Raw genomic sequence first — 22576 nt, forward strand, 5'->3', positions numbered from 1 at the left:
GGGCGGGTCGGTTTCCCGTCCCACCCTTACCCGAACCACGTCAGGCGCGCTGCCTGGCCCGTGCCGTCTCGGTGGCGTCCTTCTTGAACGCCCACGGCATCTTCGGCTCCATGGCGAAACGGAAGGCCCGCTGCACCGGTGGAGTGCACAGGGCGGTGACGACCGCGCCGGCGATGAGCGTGACGGCGACCTCGCCGTACGGAGTGTGGGTCCAGTCCGCGTCGAACCAGCCCCAGAACCGGGAGCCCTTCGCCAGGAACCCGTGCAGCAGATAGCCGTACAGCGTCCCGGCGCCGAGCACCGTGAACCACATCTTGCGGCCCGGCACCCACGCGAAGAAGCACGCGGTGAGCACGATCGAGCAGCCGAACAGGGCGAGCGTCATGACGACGCCGACCCACCACGGGACGCCCAGTTCCTGCGCGCTGTCACGGTGGTAGAACCACACCGACGTCATGCGCGGAGCCGCCCAGTAGGCGAGCAGGAAGGCGCACGCCGCGATCGGCACGGACAGGATCCGCACCTCGCGCCGCCGCACGAGCTGGAAGTGCTCGGGCTTCAGGAACAGGCCGAGCACGAAGAACGGCAGGAACTGCAGTACGCGCTGCAGGTCCAGGTCGTCGCCGATGTCGGGGGAGACCGACGCGAGCACGGCGACGGCGATGGAGAGCGGGATCGGCCAGCGGACGACCTTCCACAGCGGCGTGGTGAGCCGCCAGATGAACAGCGCGACGAGGAACCAGGTCAGAAACCATGGGTCGAGCAGGCTGATCGGATGCGTGGGGTCGTTGTCCGCGTACTTCTTGAAGAGGCTGTACGCGACCTCGAAGATCACATAGGGCACGGCGACGCCGGTGATGAGGCGCCGCAGCCGGTCGGGCCGCATGTCGAAGCTGCGCGAGAAATAGCCGGAGATGATGATGAACGCCGGCATGTGGAACGTGTAGACGATCTCGTACAGCGCTTCGGCGGTACGGCTGCCGTCCGTGAGGGGTTCCCAGGAGTGGCCCATCGCGACGAAGACGATGGCCAGGTATTTGGCGTTGTCGAAGAACGCGTCGCGCTGTTTGGGTTTGGGGGAGTCGGCCGGAGCGGGGGCCGGTTTCTGCTGGGGCCGGGGAGCGGCTTCCGCCGCGGGCCGCGCGGTCGGTGGCAGTGGGGTGCGGTGCGAGCTCTGCGGGTGCAGCGAGTTGGTCACAGGCCCTCCCACCAGGAACTCGGGGAGATCGTGGGGGGCCGCACTGCGCCGGTGGGGATGATGGCAGTGTGGAACATCTGAGGCACCTTAGTGGGGCCCCTGTGATTTCGTAAAACCATCAACTCGATTCCTCCTTGGTGTTTCCAGGTACCCCGTTTGTGCGGAAGTTGACATGGAGTTTGTGCGGTTGTGCTCCATCGCTTTGCCCGCCCCTGGTGAAATGACCGATTCGTCCCGTACGGCTTGGTCAGTAATTGGACATCGCATTTCCTTGATTTTCCTGTGTGCAAACCAAGGGGAAACTGAGAGAAGGCCTGCAGGTCGTGGTGACGGCGGGCGCGTGGGGCGGCCGGGACGATAGAAACGATCAAGCCGAAACCGGCCGGTACGTGGCCGACGATGCGTCACGGGCCGCATAGGGGGGCCGTGTTGGTGGCACGATGGTTCTGGCGGGGGGTGGGGCTGTACCCCCCGGGCCGGGAGAGCGGACCGACCTAGGGTGTGATCAGTGTGGCCATTTCGCTGTCAGTGGTGCTGTTGTTGGCGATCGTCCTCGTCGTCCTCATGCGCGGCGGCTCGATCAAGGCGGGACCCGCCATAGTGGCGGTGCTCTTCGGCTTCTTCCTCGCATCGACCGGAATGGCGCCTGCGATCAACAACTTCCTCAACTCGGTCGCGGACAGCATCAGCGCGATCAATTTCTGAGGCGGCGGCCAGGAGGCCCCACGGAGGTCCGCGAAAAAGCCTCCGGCCCGGTCCACGAGAAGTGGATCCGGGCCGGAGGCTTTTTCGCGAGAGCGGGCGACGGGAATCGAACCCGCGTAGCTAGTTTGGAAGACTAGGGCTCTACCATTGAGCTACGCCCGCACGGCTGCACCGCAGGTCGGTGACCGCGGCACGCAGGCATCGTAGCGGGTCGAGGGCGTCGAGTGCACACCCCTTTGTTCGCGGCCCGCAGCGCGGGAGCCGCACTGCCTGCAGGCATGTACCCTACGTGTCGCACCGACGGGGTGTGGCGCAGCTTGGTAGCGCGTCCGCTTTGGGAGCGGAAGGCCGTGGGTTCAAATCCCGCCACCCCGACCAGCGTTCGGGCGCAGGCCGCGAGGCCGCCCCGGGATTCTCCAAGATCGCATTGTGGGTCCGCAGCGGCGTGCCGTTACTATGCAAGCTGCATGCCCGTGTGTCTCTTAAGCCGGGCACGATCCCAGAAGTCAGCCCCCAAGGAGACCCACCGTGAAGAGCGCCGTCGAGACCCTGAACCCGACCCGGGTTCGGCTCAGCATTGAGGTGCCCTTCGAGGAGCTCAAGGACAGCCTCGACGCGGCGTACAAGAAGATCAACCAGCAGGTCACGGTGAAGGGCTTCCGCAAGGGCAAGATCCCGGCCCGCGTCATCGACCAGCGCTTCGGCCGCGGTGCGGTGCTCGAAGAGGCTGTCAACGACGCGCTCCCGAAGTTCTACACCGAGGCCGTCAACGAGGCGGAGCTCAATGTCCTCGGTCAGCCCGAGGTCGACATCACGGACCTGAAGGACGGCGAGACGCTGAACTTCACCGCTGAGGTCGACGTCCGCCCGACGATCGAGATCCCGGACTACTCCGGCATCGAGGTCGAGGTCGACGCCACCGAGGTCACCGAAGAGGACGTCGACAAGGCCGTCGAGCAGCTGCGCGACCGCTTCGCCTCCACCGCGCCGGTCGAGCGCGCCGCCGAGGACGGCGACGTCGTGACGATCGACCTGGAGGCCAAGGTCGAGGGCGAGGTCCTCGAGGACGGCGTCGCCTCCGGTGTCTCGTACACCATCGGCTCGGGCGAGCTCCTCGACGGCATCGACGACGCCGTCAAGGGCCTGGAGGCCGGTGGCGAGGCCACCTTCACCTCCGAGCTCAAGGGCGGCTCCGCCGAGGGCAAGGACGCCGAGGTCACCGTCAAGGTGAGCCAGGTCGCCAAGCGTGAACTGCCGGAGCTGGACGACGAGTTCGCGCAGCTTGCCTCGGAGTTCGACACCCTCGACGAGCTGAAGGCCGACAGCCGCAAGCGCCTCGAGAACCAGAAGCTGAACGACCAGGCCACGCAGGCCCAGGAGCGCGTCCTGGAGAAGCTGCTCGAGCTGGTCGAGGTTCCCGTCCCGGAGAAGCTGCTCGAGGACGAGGTCCAGACCCGCAAGCACAACCTCGAGAACCACCAGCTCGGCCAGATGGGCCTGAACCTCGAGAAGTTCCTCGAGATCCAGGGCAAGACGGTCGAGGAGTTCGACGCCGAGACGAGCGAGCAGGCCGTCAAGGGCATCAAGACGCAGTTCGTCCTCGACGAGCTCGTCAACAAGGAGAAGCTGAACGTCAGCCAGGAGGAGCTCACCGAGCACCTCATGCGCCGCGCCGCTTCCTCCGGCATGTCCCCCGACCAGTTCGCCCAGGCGGTCGTCGAGGGTGGCCAGGTCCCGATGCTGGTCGGCGAGGTCGCCCGCGGAAAGGCCCTTGCCGTGGTCGTCGAGGCCGCCACCGTCAAGGACACCAACGGCGAGGTCGTCGACCTGTCCGACGACGAGGAGGAGACGGAGGAGGCCACCGAGGCCGCCGCCGACTCCACCGAGGCCGCTGAGGCCGAGGACAAGTAAGCGCTCCGCCAGGAACGTGTGAGCAGGCCCCCGGAACCGTGATGGTTCCGGGGGCCTGCTTTTAAGGGGCGCGGGGAACTGCGCGCGCAACCACATCCGGCTCGCAGCCGCGACGACGTCACGCCCTGTGGCCCATGGCGCTCGTCGTGAGTTGCGCGCGCCCACGCGGCGGAGCCGCATATCGACACAGCCCCGCGCCCCTTACGGGGCGCTTCCACCCTGCTCACACGCGAGTGCAACGTACCTGCGCTCACAGCGAACAGTTCCTTCCGCGGGATTCCCCGGAGGGGGCCGCGCGTTAGGGTCCATGAAGAGGAGGGCAGGGGAGTCGCGAGCGTGACCCCCGGCCCCAGCTAAAGACGCGAGACGGCGCGTAGCCGTCAGAGACGAGCAGGTGGATCCGTGACGAATCTGATGCCTTCCGCCGCAGGCGAGCCGTCCATCGGTGGTGGCCTCGGCGACCATGTCTACAACCGGCTGCTCGGCGAGCGCATCGTCTTCCTCGGCCAGCAGGTCGACGACGACATCGCGAACAAGATCACCGCACAGATGCTGCTCCTTGCCGCAGACCCGGACAAGGACATCTTCCTGTACATCAACAGCCCTGGCGGCTCGGTGACGGCCGGCATGGCGATCTACGACACCATGCAGTACATCCCGAACGACGTCGTCACCATCGGCATGGGTATGGCCGCCTCCATGGGGCAGTTCCTGCTGACCGGCGGCTCGGCGGGCAAGCGCTTCGCGCTGCCGCACACCGACATCCTGATGCACCAGGGCTCCGCGGGCATCGGCGGTACCGCGTCGGACGTGAAGATCCAGGCCGAGTACCTGCTGCGCACGAAGAAGCGCATGGCCGAGATCACCGCGCGACACTCGGGCCAGAGCGTCGAGACGATCATCCGTGACGGTGACCGCGACCGCTGGTTCACCACCGAGGAGGCCAAGGAGTACGGCCTCATCGACGAGATCATCACTGCCGCTACGGGCGTTCCGGGCGGCGGCGGCACCGGCGCCTGATCCTCGCGATCACGTCGGCACAGCCAGCCAAGCCCACCTTCACCAGGACGGAACACCGACCATGAACAACTTCCCCGGCAGCGGCCTGTACCAGGGCCCCCAGGTCGACAACCGCTACGTGGTGCCGCGCTTCGTCGAGCGCACCTCGCAGGGTGTGCGCGAGTACGACCCGTACGCGAAGCTCTTCGAGGAGCGCATCATCTTCCTCGGCGTGCAGATCGACGACGCGTCGGCCAACGACGTCATGGCGCAGCTGCTGTGCCTGGAGTCGATGGACCCGGACCGCGACATCTCCATCTACATCAACAGCCCCGGCGGCTCGTTCACGGCCCTCACGGCCATCTACGACACGATGCAGTTCGTGAAGCCGGACATCCAGACGGTCTGCATGGGCCAGGCCGCCTCCGCGGCCGCCGTCCTGCTGGCCGCCGGCACCCCGGGCAAGCGCATGGCGCTGACCAACGCGCGCGTGCTGATCCACCAGCCCTCCGGCGGCACCGGCCGTGAGCAGCTCTCCGACCTGGAGATCGCGGCCAACGAGATCATGCGTATGCGTGCGCAGCTGGAAGACATGCTGGCCAAGCACTCGACGACGCCGATCGAGAAGATCCGCGACGACATCGAGCGCGACAAGATCCTCACGGCCGAGGACGCGCTGGCGTACGGTCTGGTCGACCAGGTCGTCTCGACGCGCAAGATGAACAACGAGGCGATCGCGTAACACGCGCTGTATCGTCTGCCGTCCCCTTGGCAGGGGCCACGTAAAAGTGAACCCTGCCAAGGGGGGCCCGAACGGGGGGCCCGGCAAGGTACCGTCGGATACAGGCACCAGGAGCCGCTGAACGTGGCGTCTCCCAGGCGAAGGGGAAGCACCTCGTGGCACGCATCGGTGACGGCGGCGATCTGCTCAAGTGCTCGTTCTGCGGAAAGAGTCAGAAGCAGGTCAAGAAGCTCATCGCAGGCCCCGGTGTGTACATCTGCGACGAGTGCATCGACCTCTGCAACGAGATCATCGAGGAAGAGCTCGCGGAGACGAGCGAAGTGCGCTGGGAGGAACTGCCCAAGCCGCGCGAGATCTACGAGTTCCTCGAGAGCTACGTCGTAGGACAGGAAGCCGCCAAGAAGGCCCTGTCCGTCGCGGTGTACAACCACTACAAGCGCGTCCAGGCCGGCGAGAACGGCGGGGCGAACGGGCGGGACGACGCGATCGAACTCGCGAAGTCCAACATCCTTCTCCTCGGCCCGACCGGCTCCGGCAAGACGCTCCTCGCACAGACGCTGGCGCGCATGCTCAACGTCCCGTTCGCCATCGCCGACGCGACGGCGCTGACGGAGGCGGGCTACGTCGGCGAGGACGTCGAGAACATTCTGCTCAAGCTGATCCAGGCGGCCGACTACGACGTCAAGAAGGCCGAGACCGGGATCATCTACATCGACGAGATCGACAAGGTCGCCCGCAAGTCGGAGAACCCGTCGATCACGCGTGATGTGAGCGGTGAGGGTGTACAGCAGGCGCTCCTCAAGATCCTTGAGGGGACCAGCGCCTCGGTTCCGCCGCAGGGCGGCCGCAAGCACCCGCACCAGGAGTTCATCCAGATCGACACGACGAACGTGCTGTTCATCGTGGGCGGCGCGTTCTCCGGTCTGGAGAAGATCATCGAGTCGCGGGCGGGCGCCAAGGGCATCGGCTTCGGCGCGACCCTGCACTCCAAGCGCGAGCTCGACGAGAAGGACCAGTTCCAGGAGGTCATGCCGGAGGACCTGGTGAAGTTCGGGATGATCCCGGAGTTCATCGGCCGCCTCCCGGTCATCACCGCGGTCCAGAACCTCGACCGTGAGGCGCTGCTCCAGATCCTCGTCGAGCCGAAGAATGCTCTGGTCAAGCAGTACGAGCGGCTCTTCGAACTCGACGGTGTGGAGCTGGACTTCGAGCGCGAGGCGCTCGAGGCCATCGCCGACCAGGCGATCCTGCGCCGCACCGGCGCGCGAGGGCTGCGCGCCATCATGGAGGAGGTCCTCCAGTCGGTGATGTACGAGGTCCCGTCCCGCAAGGACGTGGCCCGCGTCGTCATCACCGCGGAAGCCGTCCACTCGAACGTGAACCCGACGCTGATCCCGCGGGACGCCCGCGGCGGCGGCAGCGGCGAGCAGAAGTCGGCGTAGCGGCACGCCAGTCGGCAACGCCAGTCGGCACGAGAAGGGCCCCGGTCGGATCTCCGACCGGGGCCCTTCTCATGCGCGTTCCTGCCGTCAGGACTTGACCCGTCAGGACTTGACGCGTACCTCGTTGCGCAGCTTCGCCGTCGTGTCGGCCGCCTCGCTCAGCGGCTGCTCCTTCTTCGAGATGATGGCGCCGCTGTCCGAGTACACGATGTACGTGACCGTGCTGTGGTCACCCCAGATGCACATCGGCATCTTGAAGCTCGACGGCACGCCCGCGGTGGACGAACTGCCGCCGGGCATCTCGTACTTGGCGTTCTGGCACTTCATGACGCCGTTCTTGAAGCCGGCCGGCTCGAACTTCTGGGGCGAGCCCTCGAAGGAGACCTTGGCGCCGCTCGCGCCACCGGCCTCTTCCTGGGACTTCTTCTCCATCTCGGTGAACATCGAGTCGACGACCTTCTCCGGGTCCTCGATCTTGCCGTAGACGCCACCGAAGTTGATCGCCTTGACCGAGGTGCCGGAGCCCGCCTTGTAGCTGGCGTTCACGCTCTTGGGGTCGGTCACGCCCCACTTCTTGGCTTCCTCCAGGTCGCTGTCGCTGAAGGTGCCGCTGCTGGAGGTGTTCGAGCTGCTCTTCTGGTACTCGCCGAGGACCGTGGCCGGGGTCGTCAGCTTGTGCGAGCCGTCGTCCGCCACGGACCCGCCGCCACTGCCGCTGTCACCGCCACCGAAGATGAAGTAGCCCCCCGCCCCGAGAGCCGCCACCACGACCACCGCGCCGATCACGATGCCCAGCACCTTCTTGTTGCCGCCCCCGCCGGTGGGCGGCTGCTGCGGGTACTGGCCGTACGGAGCCTGCTGCGGCTGACCGTAGGGACCCGGCTGCTGGGGCTGGCCGTAACCGCCGGGCGCCTGCTGCGGCGGCTGGCCGTACGGGCCCGGCTGCTGCTGAGGCGGAACGCCCTGGGGTGCCTGTTGGGGCGGCTGCTGCGGGTAACCGTAGCCGGGCTGCGGCGCCTGCGGCGGCTGGCCGTACGGACCCGGCTGCTGCGGCTGACCGTAGGGCCCCGGCGCCCCCGGCTGCTGGCCGTAGGGGCCCGGCTGCTGGGGCGGCTGGTTCCCATAGGGGCCCGGCTGGTTGTGGCTCATTACTGGCGTTCCCTCCCGTTGCTTATGTGCTGCCGACATCCTGACGTACGTAGGTGCGATCCGTTCCACCGGATTCGGTTTCAGTACGAGCTTGTGACCCCTCTAAACTGGCGTGGTGACCGAGAACTCTCAGCAGCAGACGCCAGCGCCCACCTCCGAACTGCCGACCCAGTACGCGCCGGCCGAAGTAGAGGGGCCGCTGTACGAGCGCTGGGTAGAGCGCGGTTACTTCGATGTCGATCCCAAGAGCGAGAAGCCGCCGTACACGATCGTCATCCCGCCGCCGAACGTCACGGGCTCCCTGCACCTGGGCCACGCGTTCGAGCACACGCTGATCGACGCCCTCACGCGCCGCAAGCGCATGCAGGGCTTCGAGACGCTGTGGCAGCCCGGCATGGACCACGCCGGCATCGCCACGCAGAACGTGGTGGAGCGCGAGCTCGCCAAGGAGGGCCTGTCCCGGCACGACCTGGGCCGTGAGGCGTTCGTCGAGCGGGTCTGGCAGTGGAAGGCCGAGTCCGGCGGCCAGATCGCCGGTCAGATGCGCCGCCTGGGCAACGGTGTGGCGTGGAGCCGCGACCGCTTCACCATGGACGAGGGCCTGTCCCGCGCGGTCCAGACCGTCTTCAAGAAGATGTTCGACGACGGGCTGATCTACCGCGCCGAGCGCATCAGCAACTGGTGCCCGCGCTGCCTGACGGCCATCTCGGACATCGAGGTGGACTACCAGGACGACGACGGCGAGCTCGTCTCCATGAAGTACGGCGAGGGCGAGGACACCATCGTCGTCGCGACCACCCGCGCCGAGACGATGCTGGGCGACACCGCGGTCGCCGTGCACCCGGACGACGAGCGGTACGCGCACCTGATCGGCAAGCAGATCAAGCTGCCGCTGACCGGGCGCACGATCCCCGTCGTCGCGGACACGCACGTCGACCCGGAGTTCGGCACCGGCGCCGTCAAGGTCACCCCTGCCCACGACCCGAACGACTTCGCGATCGGCCAGCGCCACGACCTCGAGGCGCTCGAAGTCCTGGACGAGCGCGGCATCATCACCGCCCACGGCCCCTTCGAGGGGCTCGACCGCTTCGAGGCGCGCTCCGCGATCGTCGCCGCGCTGCGGGCCGAGGGCCGCATCGTCGCCGAGAAGCGGCCGTACGTGCACTCGGTCGGGCACTGCTCGCGGTGCAAGACGACGCTGGAGCCGCGGCTCTCGCTGCAGTGGTGGGTGAAGGTCGAGACGCTCGCCAAGGCCGCGGGCGACGCGGTCCGCGACGGCCGGGTGAACATCCACCCCGCCGACCTGTCGCAGCGCTACTTCGACTGGGTCGACAACCTCAACGACTGGTGCATCTCGCGCCAGCTGTGGTGGGGCCATCGCATCCCCGTCTGGCACGGCCCGAACGGCGAGATCGTCTGCGTCGGCCCCGACGAGCAGGCGCCGAGCGGCGAGGGCTGGCACCAGGACACCGACGTCCTGGACACCTGGTTCTCGTCCGGCCTGTGGCCCTTCTCCACGCTGGGCTGGCCGGAGCAGACCGAGGACCTGGCCAAGTTCTATCCGAACTCGGCCCTGGTCACCGGCTACGACCTGATGTTCTTCTGGGTCGCCCGGATGATGATGTTCGGGCTGTACGCGATGGACGGGGAGATTCCCTTCAAGACCATCGCGTTCCACGGCATGGTCCGTGACGAGCACGGCAAGAAGATGTCGAAGTCGTTCGGCAACGCGGTCAACCCGCTGGACTGGATGGACACCTACGGCTCCGACGCGCTGCGGTTCACGCTCGCGCGCGGCGCCAACCCCGGTATCGACGTCCCGATCGGCGAGGACTGGGTCCAGGCGTCCCGCAACTTCGCCAACAAGATCTGGAACGCGACGCGCTTCGCGCTCATGAATGGCGCGACCGTCGAGGGCCTGCTGCCGGAGCCGTCCGAGATGACGGCGACGGACCGCTGGATCCTGTCGCGGCTCAACAAGACGGTCGCCGAGGTCGACGCGTTCTACGACGACTACCAGTTCGCGAAGCTCTCCGACGCGCTCTACCACTTCGCGTGGGACGAGGTCTTCGACTGGTACGTCGAGCTGTCCAAGACGACGTTCATGGCGGGCGGCGAGCCGGCGAAGGTGTCGAGCCGGGTCCTCGGCGAGGTCCTGGACGTCATGCTGCGTCTGCTCCACCCGGTCGTCCCGTTCGTCACCGAGACGCTGTGGACGACGCTCACGGGCGGCGAGTCCGTGGTCATCGCCGACTGGCCGACGGACAGTGGCTTCCGCGACGACGCCGCCGAGCAGGAGATCGCGACGCTCCAGCAGGTCGTCACCGAGGTCCGCCGCTTCAAGGGCGACCAGGGCCTCAAGGCGGGCCAGCGCGTCCCGGCCCGCCTCACCCTGGACGGCACCGCGCTCGCCGCGCACGAGCCGGCGATCCGCCAGCTGCTCAAGCTCCAGCCGGAGGGCGAGGGCTTCACGGCCACCGCCACGCTGCCGGTCGCGGGCGCCGAGGTGGCGCTCGACCTGTCCGGCGCGATCGACGTGGCGGCCGAGCGCAAGCGCCTCGCCAAGGACCTCGCCGCCGCCGAGAAGGACAAGGCGCAGTCCGAGGGCAAGCTGGGCAACGAGGCGTTCCTAGCCAAGGCCCCGGACCACGTGGTCGACAAGATCAAGGGCCGCCTCGCCAAGGCGGACGAGGACATCGCCCGGATCCAGGCCCAGTTGGACCGGCTGCCGCAGGCCTGACCAGCGGCCCACGAAGGCCCCGGAACCCGCTCCAGGGTCCGGGGCCTTCGTGCTGCCCGCCGCTCCGGATCAAGGTAAGAAAGGGAACGTACCGGGCGCAGGCGCGGGGAGAAGGGGCTCCATGCACGACGAGGCCGACGGGCCGGCGACGAGCGGGGCGGCGACGGCCGTCGCGGGCCGTCGCCTCGGCCGTCTCTGGTCGCGCCTGGAGCGCTGGCGCGGCACCCCGCACGCCGTCGACCTCGTCACGGCCGCCGGCTGCTTCGCCCTGATGGGCCTGGACATCCCCGGCCTGGCCAGGGCGGACAACGCGCTCAACGGGACGTCCGCCACGATCGTGCTCGCCCTCGGTGCCGCGACGCTGCTCCTACGTAGGCGCGAGCCGTGGGGGCCCTGGCTGTCGTTCGCCGTCGGGATGGTCTTCCTCGGCTGGCTGCACGATGTGACCCTGATCCAGTTCGCCCTGTACTCCGTGGCCCGCTACCGGGGCCGTAACTCCGGCATCCTCGCCTGTTGCGGCTACCTCGTCTGGGCCTGTGCCGCGTTCGCGCTCTTCGAATGGCCCGCGTACCGGGGCGGCGAGAGCGTCAGCCAGTTCCTCGCCCTCGCCGTGCCCATAGGGGTGCTCGCCACCGGTGTCGGCATCGCCGCGCGCCGCATCGACCTCGTGCGCGCCCTGGAGGTCAAGGGCGCCGAGACCGCGCTGCTCCAGGCCGTGCAGCAGGAGCGCGCCGATGTCGCGGGCGACGTGCACGACTTCGTGGGCCGCGAGCTGACGATGCTCTCGGTGCGGGCGGAGGTGCTGTCGCGGCGGGCCCGCGGCGAGCACTGGGAGCAGGACTTCGACGAGCTGTCCGAGACGGCGCGGCGGGCGCACCTGCTGCTCAACGAGATCGTCGTGCGCCGCGGCAGCGGAGGCGGCGCCCCCACCCCCGGCCTCGACGCGCTGCCCCGGCTCGCCGAGGAGAGCGCGGCGGCCGGCAACGAGGTCGCCGTCGACGTGGACGCCGCCGCCCGCGCCCAGTCCCCGCTGCGCCAGGCCGCGGTCTACCGCGTGGTCCAGGAGTGCCTCACGAACGCCGCGAAACACGCCCCTGGCCAACCGGTGACGGTGACCGTAGCGGTAACAGCGAACCGCCTCCGCGCAACGGTCACGAACCCGCTGCCGACCGATACGCCGACCGTCGCCCCGGTCTCGGCGGGTACCGGCACGGCCGGCATGTCGGAACGCGTCGACTCCTTGGGCGGCACATTCAGGGCGGGCCCGACGGACCAGTCCACGTACGAGGTGGAGGCGGCTTTCCCGGCCAGGACGTAGTGGGTGTCTTTTAGGGGCGCGGGGAACTGCGCAAAAACGCAACCACAGCGAGTCCGCACCCGCCGCACAAACCCGGCCCCACCGGCGACCTACGCCGCAAGCATCCGCTGCAACCCGTCAAAGTCGTCCACACACTTCCCGCACCCCAACGCCACGCTGTCCAGCGGATCGTCCGCCACGAACACCGGAATCCCCGTCGCGGAAGCGATCCGCAGATCAAGCCCCGGCAACAACGCACCCCCACCCGTCAGTACGATCCCGTGCTCCATCACGTCCCCGGACAGCTCCGGCGGGCACTCCTCCAGCGTCGCCTTCACTGCGGTGATCACCGACTCCACGGGCTCGTCCAGCGCGGCCCGCACCTCGCGCACCGTCAGCTCGACCGTCTTCGGCAGGCCCACCACCTTCTCCCGCCCCCGCACGGTGAACGCCCGCATCTCGAACGCGTCCTCACCAGGTACGGGCCACGCCGAGCCGATCGCGACCTTGATGTCCTCGGCCGTGCGCTCGCCGATCAGCAGCCCGTGCTCCTTGCGCACGTAGTCCGTGATCGCCTCGTCGAACCGGTCGCCACCGACCCGCAGCGACTGCGAAGTGACCACGCCGCCCAGCGAGATGACGGCCACCTCGCTCGTGCCGCCGCCGATGTCCACGACCATCGACCCGCGCGGATCGGCGACCGGGAGCCCCGCCCCGATCGCCGCCGCCATCGGCTCCTCGATCAGGTGCACGGCCCTCGCCCCGGCCCGCTGTGCCGCGTGCTCGATGGCCCGCCGCTCCACGGGCGTGACCCCGCTCGGCACGCACACCACCATGCGCGTACGGGGGCGCCGTCCCGGCACCGCCTTGCGGACGAAGTGCCGGATCATCGCCTCGGCCGCCTCGTAGTCGCTGATCACACCGTCCCGCAGCGGCCGGATCGCGGTGATCGACCCCGGCGTGCGCCCGATGGTCTCCTTCGCCTCGCTGCCCACAGCGAGCACTTCACCGTGGCCACCGCCCTTGCCGGAACCCGCCTTCACTGCGACGACGGACGGTTCGTTCAGCACGATCCCCTGACCGCGCACGTAGAGAAGGGTGTTGGCGGTGCCGAGATCGATGCCTATGTCCATGATCAGCAAGTTTGCCGGGCGGAAGGGCGTTCCGGAGGGACCAAGGTCCCGAAACGGACAGGCCTAAAGTCCCGAACCGGGACGTCGGGTGGCGTCGGGCGCGCTGTCGGTGGACCTCCGTAGACTGGCGTGCGTGAGTGACCTCCCCCCGCGCGACAGCAGCGACCCCGGCTTCCCCGACAACCCCGACGACGCCGACCAGTTCGAAGAGATCGTCGGCGAAGAGACCACCCGCGACCCCGACCTCGCGGTGATCGAGGCCGGCAGTCGCACCCTGCGCACCCAGTCGACCCCGCCGCAGGGCGACGGCATTCCGGCCCGCCCGCAGGACCCCGAGGTGGAGAAGGCGCTGCGGGTGGTGGAGACGGAGCTCGCCACCCGCTGGGGCGAGACGAAGCTCGAGCCCTCCGTCGACCGCATCGCGGCGCTGATGGACGTGCTCGGCGAGCCGCAGCGCGCGTACCCCTCGATCCACATCACGGGCACGAACGGCAAGACGTCCACGGCCCGCATGATCGAGGCCCTGCTCACGGCCTTCGACCTGCGCACCGGCCGGTACACCTCGCCGCACGTCCAGTCGATCACCGAGCGGATCAGCCTGGACGGCGCCCCGATCGACCACGAGCGCTTCATCGAGACGTACGACGACATCAAGCCGTACATCGAGATGGTCGACGACCGGCAGGAGTACCGCCTCTCGTTCTTCGAGGTGCTGACCGGCATGGCCTACGCGGCCTTCGCCGACGCCCCGGTGGACGTGGCGGTCGTCGAGGTCGGCATGGGCGGCAGCTGGGACGCGACGAACGTGATCGACGGATCGGTCGCGGTCATCACGCCCATCGACCTCGACCACACCGACCGGCTCGGTGAGACGCCCGGCGAGATCGCCGGCGAGAAGTCCGGGATCATCAAGCAGGACGCCTCCGTGATCATGGCGCAGCAGCCGGTGGACGCGGCGCAGGTGATCCTCAAGAAGGCCGTGGAGACGGACGCGACCGTGGCCCGCGAGGGCCTGGAGTTCGGCGTCGTCCGGCGCGAGGTCGCCGTCGGCGGCCAGTTGGTGACTCTGCGCGGGCTCGGCGGCGAGTACGAGGACATCTTCCTGCCGCTGCACGGCGCGCACCAGGCGCACAACGCGGCGGTGGCGCTCTCCGCCGTCGAGGCGTTCTTCGGCATCGGCTCGCAGCACGCACGCCTGCTCGACATCGACACCATCCGCACCGCGTTCGCCTCGGCCACGTCGCCGGGCCGCCTGGAGGTCGTGCGCCGCTCGCCTACGGTCGTGCTCGACGCCGCGCACAACCCGGCGGGCGCCCGAGTCACCGCCGAGGCGATCGGCGAGGTCTTCGACTTCAGCCGCCTCATCGGTGTCGTGGGCGCCAGCGGCGACAAGAACGTACGGGGGCTCCTCGAGGCCTTCGAGCCGATCTTCGCGGAGGTCGTCGTCACGCAGAATTCCAGCCACCGGGCCATGAACGCCGACGAGTTGGCGGGCATCGCGGTGGAGGTCTTCGGCGACGAGCGCGTCCAGGTCGAGCCGCGCCTCGACGACGCGCTGGAGGCCGCGATCACGCTCGCCGAGGAAGAGGGCGAGTACGCGGGCGGGGGAGTGCTCGTCACCGGTTCCGTGATCACGGTCGGCGAAGCCCGGCTGCTCCTCGGGAAGGGCTGATCGCCGTGCGCATCCTGTGTTCCTCGACGCTGCTCGCCGAGTTCTTCGTCATCGGCTTCGCCGGGCTCGTCGCCATGAAGGAGCCCGACCTGTCGGCCGCCCTGGTGTGGACGGTGAGCGGCGTCGCGATGCTGCTCAGCGTGCTGCTGTGCGGCATGGTGACGCGGCCCGGCGGCGTGCAGCTCGGCTGGGCGCTGCAGATCGCCCTGATCATCAGCGGCTTCTTCGTCCCGGTCATGTTCTTCCTCGGCGCCTGCTTCGCGGGCCTGTGGTGGGCCTCGGTCCACTTCGGCCGCAAGGTCGACGAGGCAAAGGCACGGTGGGCGGCGCAGGCGGAGGCGTAGGAGGGGGCGGTGCCGCCCGCCTGCCAGGGTGATGGTCACGCCCTGTAACCTCGGGCGTCACCGCACATCCAGGCCTACAAGGAGTCCCGCGAATGACCCAGCGCACGCTCGTCCTGCTCAAGCCCGATGCCGTCCGCCGCGGCCTGATCGGCGAGATCATCGGCCGCATCGAGCGCAAGGCCGGCTGGACGATCAGCGCGCTCGAACTGCGCAGCCTGAGCCAGGAGACGCTGGAGGCGCACTACGGCGAGCACAAGGGCAAGCCGTTCTACGAGCCGCTGGTCGACTTCATGTCCTCGGGTCCGGTGGTCGCCCTGGTCGTCGAGGGTGAGCGCGTGATCGAGGGCGTACGCCAGCTGGCCGGTCCGACGGACCCGATCGCCGCCGCGCCCGGTTCGGTCCGTGGTGACTTCGGCAGCATCGTTCGTGAGAACCTGATCCACGCCTCCGACTCCGAGGAGTCGGCGGCGCGCGAGATGAAGCTTTTCTTCCCTGATTTCGCGTAACGGGTCGTCTATCCGGTCTTCTCGCATTCCGGACTTCGGCTCACTCGCGTGAGACACCCGGTGTCCGCTCCATGAGACCGGCGAGTTCGTTTTCTGATGCAGCGTCAGTCACGGAGCGCCACTGACCAGGAGCGGCCCGAGAATTCGGGCCGCTCTTTTGCATATGCGGCCCGATTGGGGGAACGCACTCCTCCGTCGGGACGTCCCCATTAGCGGGGCGGGGACTCCCATGCTGACAATGGCGAAGACCCTCGCGCCGTGATCGTGCAGGCGAGACTACGATGGAGCCTTCACGCCACACCGCGTCCACCTCTCGCCTACCTGACAAGCCATCAAACGCTCCACTTGGGAAGGCCAGACGAATCCTGATGGGGAACTCAATGTCGTTCATCGGCCGTGACATGGCTGTCGACCTCGGGACCGCCAACACGCTGGTGTACGTCAGGGGTCGAGGGATCGTGCTCAATGAGCCGTCCGTGGTCGCTATCAACACCAACACCGGTGGCATCCTCGCGGTCGGCGCCGAAGCCAAGAAGATGATCGGGCGTACGCCGGGCAACATCGTGGCGGTCCGCCCGCTGAAGGACGGCGTGATCGCCGACTTCGAGATCACCGAGCGAATGCTCCGCTACTTCATCCTGAAGGTGCACAAGCGGCGCTACCTCGCCCGGCCTCGCGTCGTCGTCTGCGTGCCGTCCGGCATCACCGGCGTCGAGCGCCGCGCGGTCATCGAGGCCTCTTCGCAGGCCGGTGCCCGCCAGGTGCACATCATCGAGGAGCCCATGGCCGCGGCCATCGGCTCCGGCCTCCCGGTCCACGAGGCCACGGGCAACATGGTGGTGGACATCGGCGGCGGCACCACCGAGGTTGCGGTGATCTCGCTCGGCGGAATCGTCACGGCGCAGTCCATCCGCGTCGCGGGCGACGAGCTGGACAACGCGATCATCCAGCACATCAAGAAGGAGTACTCGCTCCTCCTCGGTGAGCGCACCGCCGAACAGATCAAGATCACGATCGGCTCCGCGTACGACCTCGACTCCGACGAACACACCGAGATCCGCGGCCGCGACCTGGTGTCGGGGCTGCCCAAGACCGTCGTCATCTCGGCGGCGGAAGTCCGCAAGGCGATCGAGGAACCGGTCAACGCGATCGTCGACGCCGTGAAGACCACCCTCGACAAGTGTCCGCCCGAGCTGTCCGGTGACGTAATGGACCGCGGCATCGTTCTCACCGGTGGCGGCGCTCTGCTGCGCGGCCTCGACGAACGGCTGCGCCGTGAGACCGGCATGCCGATCCATATCGCCGAGGACCCGCTGGACAGCGTGGCGCTCGGTTCCGGCAAGTGCGTCGAGGAGTTCGAGGCGCTCCAGCAGGTTCTGGACGCCTCACCGCGCAGATGATGTGAAGTGAAAACGTCCGCCGTACGGGTGCCTGCCACCTCGTGCGGCGGATCGTTGATATATAGGCAAGGCGCACAAGAAATCCTCCCCAGCAGCGCTCGGCACTGCCGGGCACCGCTCGACGCAAACGACAGAGGAAGGCACGGCCGCCGCACGTGAGGGACACACGAGAGAGCCGGCTGCTCCTGGTGCTGCTGATCGCCATCGCGTTCGCGCTGATCACGGTGGACATCCGCGGCGGCGAGGACTCGCCTGTCGACGGTGCCCGACACGCCGCCGCCACGGTCTTCGGCCCGGTGGAGAACGGGGTCTCGGGCGCGGTCGACCCGATCGGCAACGCCATAAGCGCGGTACGCGACTCCGACAAGCGGCACAACCGCATCGGCGAACTGGAGCACGAGAACGCCGCGTTGAAGGCGAAGCTCGGCAGCGGGGACCGCAACCGCAGCAAGGTCCGCCAGCTCGACGCCATGCTGAAGACGGCGGGCGCGGGCCAGTACGGCATCAAGGGCGCCCAGGTCATCGCCATCGGCTCGGCCCAGGGCTTCTCCTGGACCGTGACCATCGACGCCGGCGCCAACGACGGCCTCAAGCGCGACATGACGGTGCTCAACGGTGACGGACTCGTCGGCCGTGTGACCACCGTCGGCCCGAACACCGCCACCGTGCTGCTGGCCAACGACCCGGACTTCACCGTCGGCACCCGCATGGAGAAGTCCGACGAGCTCGGCTTCGCCTCCGGGCAGGGCGACCGCCCGCTGCGCGTCCAACTGCTCAACGGCAAGGCCAAGGTGAGCAAGGGCGAACGGCTCGTCACCTTCGGCTCGCAGGCCGACAAGCCGTTCGTGCCCGGCGTCCCGGTCGGCCGCGTCGTCCGCGTCGACCCCTCCGGCGGCGACCTGACCCGCACCGTCTACGTGAAGCCGTACGTCGGCTTCACCAAGCTCGACGTCGTCGGTGTGGTCGTGCAGGCGCCGCGCACCGACCCGAGGGACACGGTGCTGCCGAAGAAACCCGCCAAGCCCAAGCCGACGCCCACCGTGACCGTGACGGCCACCCCGGGCGCGAACGGCGAGGGCAATGGCGAAGGCAACGCCGCCGGCAATGGCGAGAACGCCGCCGACAACAACGCAGACCAGCAGTAGCAGGAGGAGCAAGGAATCATGCGCTTCAACCGAATGCTGCTGTCCACGGTCCTTGTCGTCGTGGCCCTCGTCCTCCAGGTCTGTGTCCTGGCCCGGCTGCAACTGCCCGGCGCCGTCCCCGACCTGATGCTCCTCACCGTCCTCGGCCTGGCCCTCGTGTACGGGCACGTGGGCGGCGCCTTCGTCGGCTTCGGCGCGGGACTGCTCGCCGACCTCGCCCCGCCCGCCGACCACGCCGCCGGCCGCTACGCCCTCGTGCTCTGCGTCATCGGCTATCTGGCGGGCCTCGCCAAGCCCGAGAACGGCCAGCTGCGTTCGGCCGCAGGACCCATGCTCGTGGTCGTCGGCGCCGCCATCGGCACGACCCTGCTGTACGCGGGTGTGGGCGCGCTCGTCGGCGACACCGCCGCCCGCGACGTCGGCCTCGGCAGCCTCATCTTCACCGCGGCCCTCTACGACCTGCTGCTCGCCCCGTTCGTCGTACCCGGGGTGATGGCGCTCGCCAGACGGGCGGAGAACGATCCGCTGGGCGAGACCTCGGGCAGCTCCGCCAAGGCCGCCGACGTCTCCTCCGGCTGGCTCTCCGGCGGTGGCACAGGCCTGAGCATCGGCGGCAAGAGCGGCGGCCTGCGCATGCGGACGGTCAAGGCGCGCGCCTCCCGCGCGGGCCGCATCAAGGGGGTCAAGCGCCTGTGAGCGCACGGCAGTTGACCGACGACAGCGCAGGCACGCACAGCTTCGGCGTGTACACCTACTCGTACTCGTACACGTCCTCGTACTGAGAGGGGGAGCACGCCACAGTGACCAACATCCCCGAGACGGGCCGGACACCCCGCGTCCAGATCCGCCTCATCATCCTCCAGATCCTCGTCCTCTCCCTCCTGCTCACCCTCGGCGGCCGCCTCTGGTACCTCCAGATCCGCAACGGCGACGAGTACGCCAAGGAGGCGTCCGGGAACCACGTCCAGCAGGTGGTCACGCCCGCCACCCGCGGCTCCATCCTCGACGCCCGCGGCATCCCGCTCGCCGACAACGAGACCCGGCTCGTCGTCTCCGCCTCCCGCACCGACCTGATGAAGATGGACGACGACGGCAAGGCCGTCCTCGCCAAGCTCGCCAAGGTCCTCGGGCTGAAGCCCAAGCAGGTCCAGGAGAAGGTCCGGCTCTGCGACGCGAAGACGCCGCAGCCCTGCTGGAACGGCTCGCCGTACCAGCCGATCCCGATCACCGACGAGGCCACGCCCAAGCAGGCCCTGCAGATCCGCGAGCGCAGCGAGGACTTCCCCGGCATCACCGCGGAGCCCACCGCCGTGCGCCGCTACGCGGGACCCGGCGGCTCCAACACCGCGCAGGTCCTCGGCTATCTCTCCCCGGTCACCGACGCGGAGATCGAGAAGGCCAAGAACTCCGACTCGCCGTACCTGCGCTCCGACCAGGTCGGCCGCAGCGGCCTGGAGCGCACGTACGACAAGGACCTGCGCGGCAAGGCCGGCGTCACCCGCTACGAGGTCGACAACCTCGGCCGCGTCATCGGCCGCGCCGAGAGCGACAAGGCCGAGCCCGGAGCGAACGTCGTCACGTCGATAGACGCCCGCGTGCAGTCCGTCGCCGAGAAGGAGCTGGACGCGGCGATGAAGGCCGCCCGGCACGAGTTCGACAAGAACACCGGCACGAACTACAAGGCCGACGCCGGCTCGGTCGTGGTGATGGAGGCCAAGACCGGCCGCGTCGTCGCCATGGCCTCCAACCCGACGTACGACCCGAACGCCTGGGTCGGCGGCATCTCCGGCAAGGACTACTCCAAGCTCACCGGCAAGAAGTCCAACTACCCGCTGCTGAACCGGGCGATCCAGGGCCAGTCGGCGCCCGGCTCGATCTTCAAGGTCATCTCCAGCACCGCCGCGGTCAACGCCGGCTACCCGTTCAACGGCCGCTACCCGTGCACCAGCTCGTACTCGATCGGCAGCCAGGTCTTCAAGAACTTCGAGTCGGAGAACTTCGGCCCGATCAGCCTCGGCCGCGCCCTCGAGGTCTCCTGCGACACCGTCTTCTACGGCATCGCCCACAAGGAGTGGCAGAAGCTCGGCGGCATCCACCCCAAGGCCGGCGTCAACACCGACGACTCGTTCTACAAGACGGCCCACCAGTTCGGTCTCGGCAAGGAGACCGGCATCGACCTCCCCAACGAGGTCAACGGCCGGGTCCCCGACCGGAAGTGGAAGCAGCAGTACTGGAAGGCCAACAAGGACGCCTGGTGCAAGGGCGGCAAGCGGGACGGCACCTACGTCGAGCGCCTCAACTGGGAGAACTGCCGCCAGGGCAACGTGATGCGCGCCGGTGACGAGGTCAACTACTCCATCGGCCAGGGCGACACGCTCGTCACCCCGATCCAGATGGCCAGGATCTACGGCGCCATCTCCAACGGCGGCACGCTCTACCAGCCCGCGGTCGGCAAGGCCGTGATCAGCCCCGACGGCAAGCAGGTCAGCGAGATCGCGCCGAAGGCGCAGGGCAAGCTGCCCATGACGAAGCAGACCCAGCGCCACATCGACCAGGCCCTCGCGGGCGTGGCGACCCGGGGCACCGCCGCCTGGCGCTTCGGCGGCTGGCCGCAGAACAAGATCCCGATGCACGCCAAGACCGGCACGGCCGAGGTCTACGGCAAGCAGACGACGTCGTGGTTCGCGACGTACACGAAGGACTACTCGGTCGTCATGACGATCGCCCAGGGTGGTACGGGTTCCGGAGCCTCGGGCCCCGCCGTCCGCAAGATCTACGACGCGCTCTACGGCGTCGACAACAAGGGCGGCATCAACAAGAAGAAGGCCCTGCTGCCCGAGCCGGAGAAGAGCCTGCCGAAGATCCAGAAGGACGGTTCGATCGACGCCCCGGAGATCAAGCCGTTCCAGCCCGGCAAGGACACGACGCCCGCCCAGCAGGAGCTGGCGGCGACGCTGCCCACCTCCTCGTACGGCAACAGCAGGAGGGACTGACCGGTGGCCGGTAATGGCTTCTCCGTCTCCGGCTACGGGCCGCAGCGTTCCACCATGACGCGGCTCATGGCCCGCGACTCGGTGGTGCGCAGGCTCGACTGGCCGATGCTGCTCTCGGCGATCGCGCTGTCGTTCATCGGCGCCGCGCTCGTCTTCTCGGCCACGCGCAACAGGACCGAGCTCAACCAGGGTGACCCGTACTACTTCCTGTTCCGGCACCTGATGAACACCGGCATCGGCGTCGCGCTGATGGCGGGCACGATCTGGCTCGGGCACCGGACGCTGCGCACGGCGGTGCCGATCCTGTACGGGATCTCCGTCTTCCTCGTGCTCCTCGTCCTCACCCCGCTCGGCGCCACGGTGAACGGGGCGCACGCCTGGATCCTCTTCCCCGGCGGCTTCTCCCTCCAGCCCTCCGAGTTCGTGAAGATCACGATCATCCTGGGCATGGCGATGCTGCTGGCGACCCGCGTCGACGCGGGCGACCGCGAACACCCCGACCACCGCACGGTGTTGCAGGCCCTCGGCCTCGCCGCCGTCCCGATGATGATCGTCATGCTGATGCCGGACCTCGGGTCCGTCATGGTGATGGTGATGATCGTGCTCGGCGTGCTGCTCGCGTCGGGCGCCTCGAACCGGTGGGTGCTCGGGCTCATCGGCGTCGGCGCGGCGGGCGCGGTGGCGGTCTGGAAGCTGGGCGTCCTGGACGACTACCAGATCGCCCGCTTCGCGGCCTTCGCCAACCCCGCGCTCGACCCGGCGGGCGTCGGCTACAACACCAACCAGGCGCGCATCGCGATCGGTTCGGGCGGCCTCTCCGGCGCGGGCCTCTTCCACGGCTCGCAGACCACCGGCCAGTTCGTGCCGGAGCAGCAGACGGACTTCGTGTTCACGGTGGCCGGTGAGGAACTCGGCTTCCTGGGCGCGGGCCTGATCCTGCTGCTGCTCGGCGTGGTGCTGTGGCGGGCGTGCAAGATCGCGCGCGGCACGAGCGAGCTGTACGGCACGATCGTCGCGGCGGGCATCATCGCCTGGTTCGCCTTCCAGGCCTTCGAGAACGTCGGCATGACGCTGGGCATCATGCCGGTGGCGGGCCTCCCGCTCCCGTTCGTGTCGTACGGCGGTTCATCGATGTTCGCGGTGTGGGTGGCGGTCGGGCTGCTGCAATCGATCAAGGTGCAACGTCCGATGTCGGCATGA

Annotated in this window: 18 protein-coding genes and 2 tRNA genes; 16 read left to right on the forward strand and 4 right to left on the reverse strand. The window is 68.5% G+C overall.

Features of this window, described 5'->3' with window-relative positions; genetic code table 11:
- Positions 1-40: 40 nt before the first annotated feature.
- Positions 41-1198: an acyltransferase family protein gene (locus OG746_RS27995; protein WP_266719651.1), complete on the reverse strand. Its 1158-nt coding sequence runs from the start codon at positions 1196-1198 to the stop codon at positions 41-43.
- A gap of 510 nt (positions 1199-1708) precedes the next feature.
- Between OG746_RS27995 and OG746_RS28000 the strand changes: the two genes are divergently transcribed.
- A complete protein-coding gene (locus OG746_RS28000) occupies positions 1709-1903 on the forward strand; it encodes a hypothetical protein (protein ID WP_255971564.1) in 195 nt (64 codons plus the stop codon).
- Positions 1904-1994: 91 nt separating this feature from the next.
- On the opposite strand, the gene OG746_RS28005 is transcribed toward OG746_RS28000, so the two are convergent.
- A tRNA-Gly gene (locus OG746_RS28005) sits at positions 1995-2065 on the reverse strand.
- 139 nt (positions 2066-2204) lie between these two features.
- Between OG746_RS28005 and OG746_RS28010 the strand changes: the two genes are divergently transcribed.
- From OG746_RS28010 to clpX, 5 genes are all read left to right on the forward strand, one after another.
- Positions 2205-2281 (forward strand) — tRNA-Pro (locus OG746_RS28010).
- Positions 2282-2431: 150 nt separating this feature from the next.
- Complete coding sequence (gene tig, locus OG746_RS28015; RefSeq protein ID WP_266719656.1) at positions 2432-3814, forward strand: trigger factor; 1383 nt, start codon at positions 2432-2434, stop codon at positions 3812-3814.
- Positions 3815-4228: 414 nt separating this feature from the next.
- A complete protein-coding gene (locus OG746_RS28020) occupies positions 4229-4834 on the forward strand; it encodes an ATP-dependent Clp protease proteolytic subunit (protein WP_266725478.1) in 606 nt (201 codons plus the stop codon).
- A 61-nt stretch (positions 4835-4895) separates the two neighbouring features.
- Entirely contained in the window at positions 4896-5555 is a 660-nt protein-coding gene (locus tag OG746_RS28025) for an ATP-dependent Clp protease proteolytic subunit (RefSeq protein ID WP_266719658.1), read from the forward strand.
- Between the two features lie 155 nt (positions 5556-5710).
- On the forward strand, positions 5711-6997 hold the full coding sequence (gene clpX / locus OG746_RS28030) for an ATP-dependent Clp protease ATP-binding subunit ClpX (RefSeq protein ID WP_266719660.1): 1287 nt from the start codon (positions 5711-5713) through the stop codon (positions 6995-6997).
- A gap of 102 nt (positions 6998-7099) precedes the next feature.
- Here the strand turns inward: clpX and OG746_RS28035 are convergent, their stop codons facing one another.
- Entirely contained in the window at positions 7100-8146 is a 1047-nt protein-coding gene (locus OG746_RS28035) for a hypothetical protein (RefSeq protein ID WP_266719662.1), read from the reverse strand.
- A 115-nt stretch (positions 8147-8261) separates the two neighbouring features.
- Here OG746_RS28035 and OG746_RS28040 point away from each other — a divergent pair, with 115 nt between their 5' ends.
- Both OG746_RS28040 and OG746_RS28045 read left to right on the forward strand, forming a co-directional pair.
- Positions 8262-10886: a valine--tRNA ligase gene (locus OG746_RS28040; RefSeq protein WP_266719664.1), complete on the forward strand. Its 2625-nt coding sequence runs from the start codon at positions 8262-8264 to the stop codon at positions 10884-10886.
- Between the two features lie 121 nt (positions 10887-11007).
- A complete protein-coding gene (locus OG746_RS28045; protein ID WP_266719666.1) occupies positions 11008-12204 on the forward strand; it encodes a sensor histidine kinase in 1197 nt (398 codons plus the stop codon).
- A gap of 89 nt (positions 12205-12293) precedes the next feature.
- Here the strand turns inward: OG746_RS28045 and OG746_RS28050 are convergent, their stop codons facing one another.
- Entirely contained in the window at positions 12294-13316 is a 1023-nt protein-coding gene (locus OG746_RS28050) for a rod shape-determining protein (RefSeq protein ID WP_266719668.1), read from the reverse strand.
- A 133-nt stretch (positions 13317-13449) separates the two neighbouring features.
- Between OG746_RS28050 and folC the strand changes: the two genes are divergently transcribed.
- From folC to rodA, 8 genes are all read left to right on the forward strand, one after another.
- Positions 13450-14988, forward strand: a complete 1539-nt coding sequence (folC, locus tag OG746_RS28055; RefSeq protein ID WP_266719670.1) for a bifunctional tetrahydrofolate synthase/dihydrofolate synthase — start codon at positions 13450-13452, stop codon at positions 14986-14988.
- Positions 14989-14993: 5 nt separating this feature from the next.
- Positions 14994-15332 carry a DUF4233 domain-containing protein gene (locus OG746_RS28060; RefSeq protein WP_266719672.1) on the forward strand — a complete coding sequence of 113 codons (339 nt, stop codon included), beginning with the start codon at positions 14994-14996 and terminating at the stop codon, positions 15330-15332.
- Positions 15333-15424: 92 nt separating this feature from the next.
- A complete protein-coding gene (gene ndk, locus OG746_RS28065; protein WP_266719673.1) occupies positions 15425-15838 on the forward strand; it encodes a nucleoside-diphosphate kinase in 414 nt (137 codons plus the stop codon).
- A 380-nt stretch (positions 15839-16218) separates the two neighbouring features.
- Complete coding sequence (locus OG746_RS28070) at positions 16219-17238, forward strand: rod shape-determining protein (RefSeq protein WP_266719674.1); 1020 nt, start codon at positions 16219-16221, stop codon at positions 17236-17238.
- A gap of 155 nt (positions 17239-17393) precedes the next feature.
- Positions 17394-18383, forward strand: a complete 990-nt coding sequence (gene mreC / locus OG746_RS28075; RefSeq protein WP_266719676.1) for a rod shape-determining protein MreC — start codon at positions 17394-17396, stop codon at positions 18381-18383.
- 18 nt (positions 18384-18401) lie between these two features.
- Positions 18402-19079 carry a rod shape-determining protein MreD gene (mreD, locus tag OG746_RS28080; protein WP_266719678.1) on the forward strand — a complete coding sequence of 226 codons (678 nt, stop codon included), beginning with the start codon at positions 18402-18404 and terminating at the stop codon, positions 19077-19079.
- A 104-nt stretch (positions 19080-19183) separates the two neighbouring features.
- Complete coding sequence (gene mrdA / locus OG746_RS28085) at positions 19184-21376, forward strand: penicillin-binding protein 2 (RefSeq protein ID WP_266719680.1); 2193 nt, start codon at positions 19184-19186, stop codon at positions 21374-21376.
- 54 nt (positions 21377-21430) lie between these two features.
- Positions 21431-22576 carry a rod shape-determining protein RodA gene (rodA, locus tag OG746_RS28090; RefSeq protein WP_266725480.1) on the forward strand — a complete coding sequence of 382 codons (1146 nt, stop codon included), beginning with the start codon at positions 21431-21433 and terminating at the stop codon, positions 22574-22576.

Origin of the sequence: Streptomyces sp. NBC_01016 (genome assembly GCF_026341035.1) — a bacterium.
Classification (GTDB): domain Bacteria; phylum Actinomycetota; class Actinomycetes; order Streptomycetales; family Streptomycetaceae; genus Streptomyces.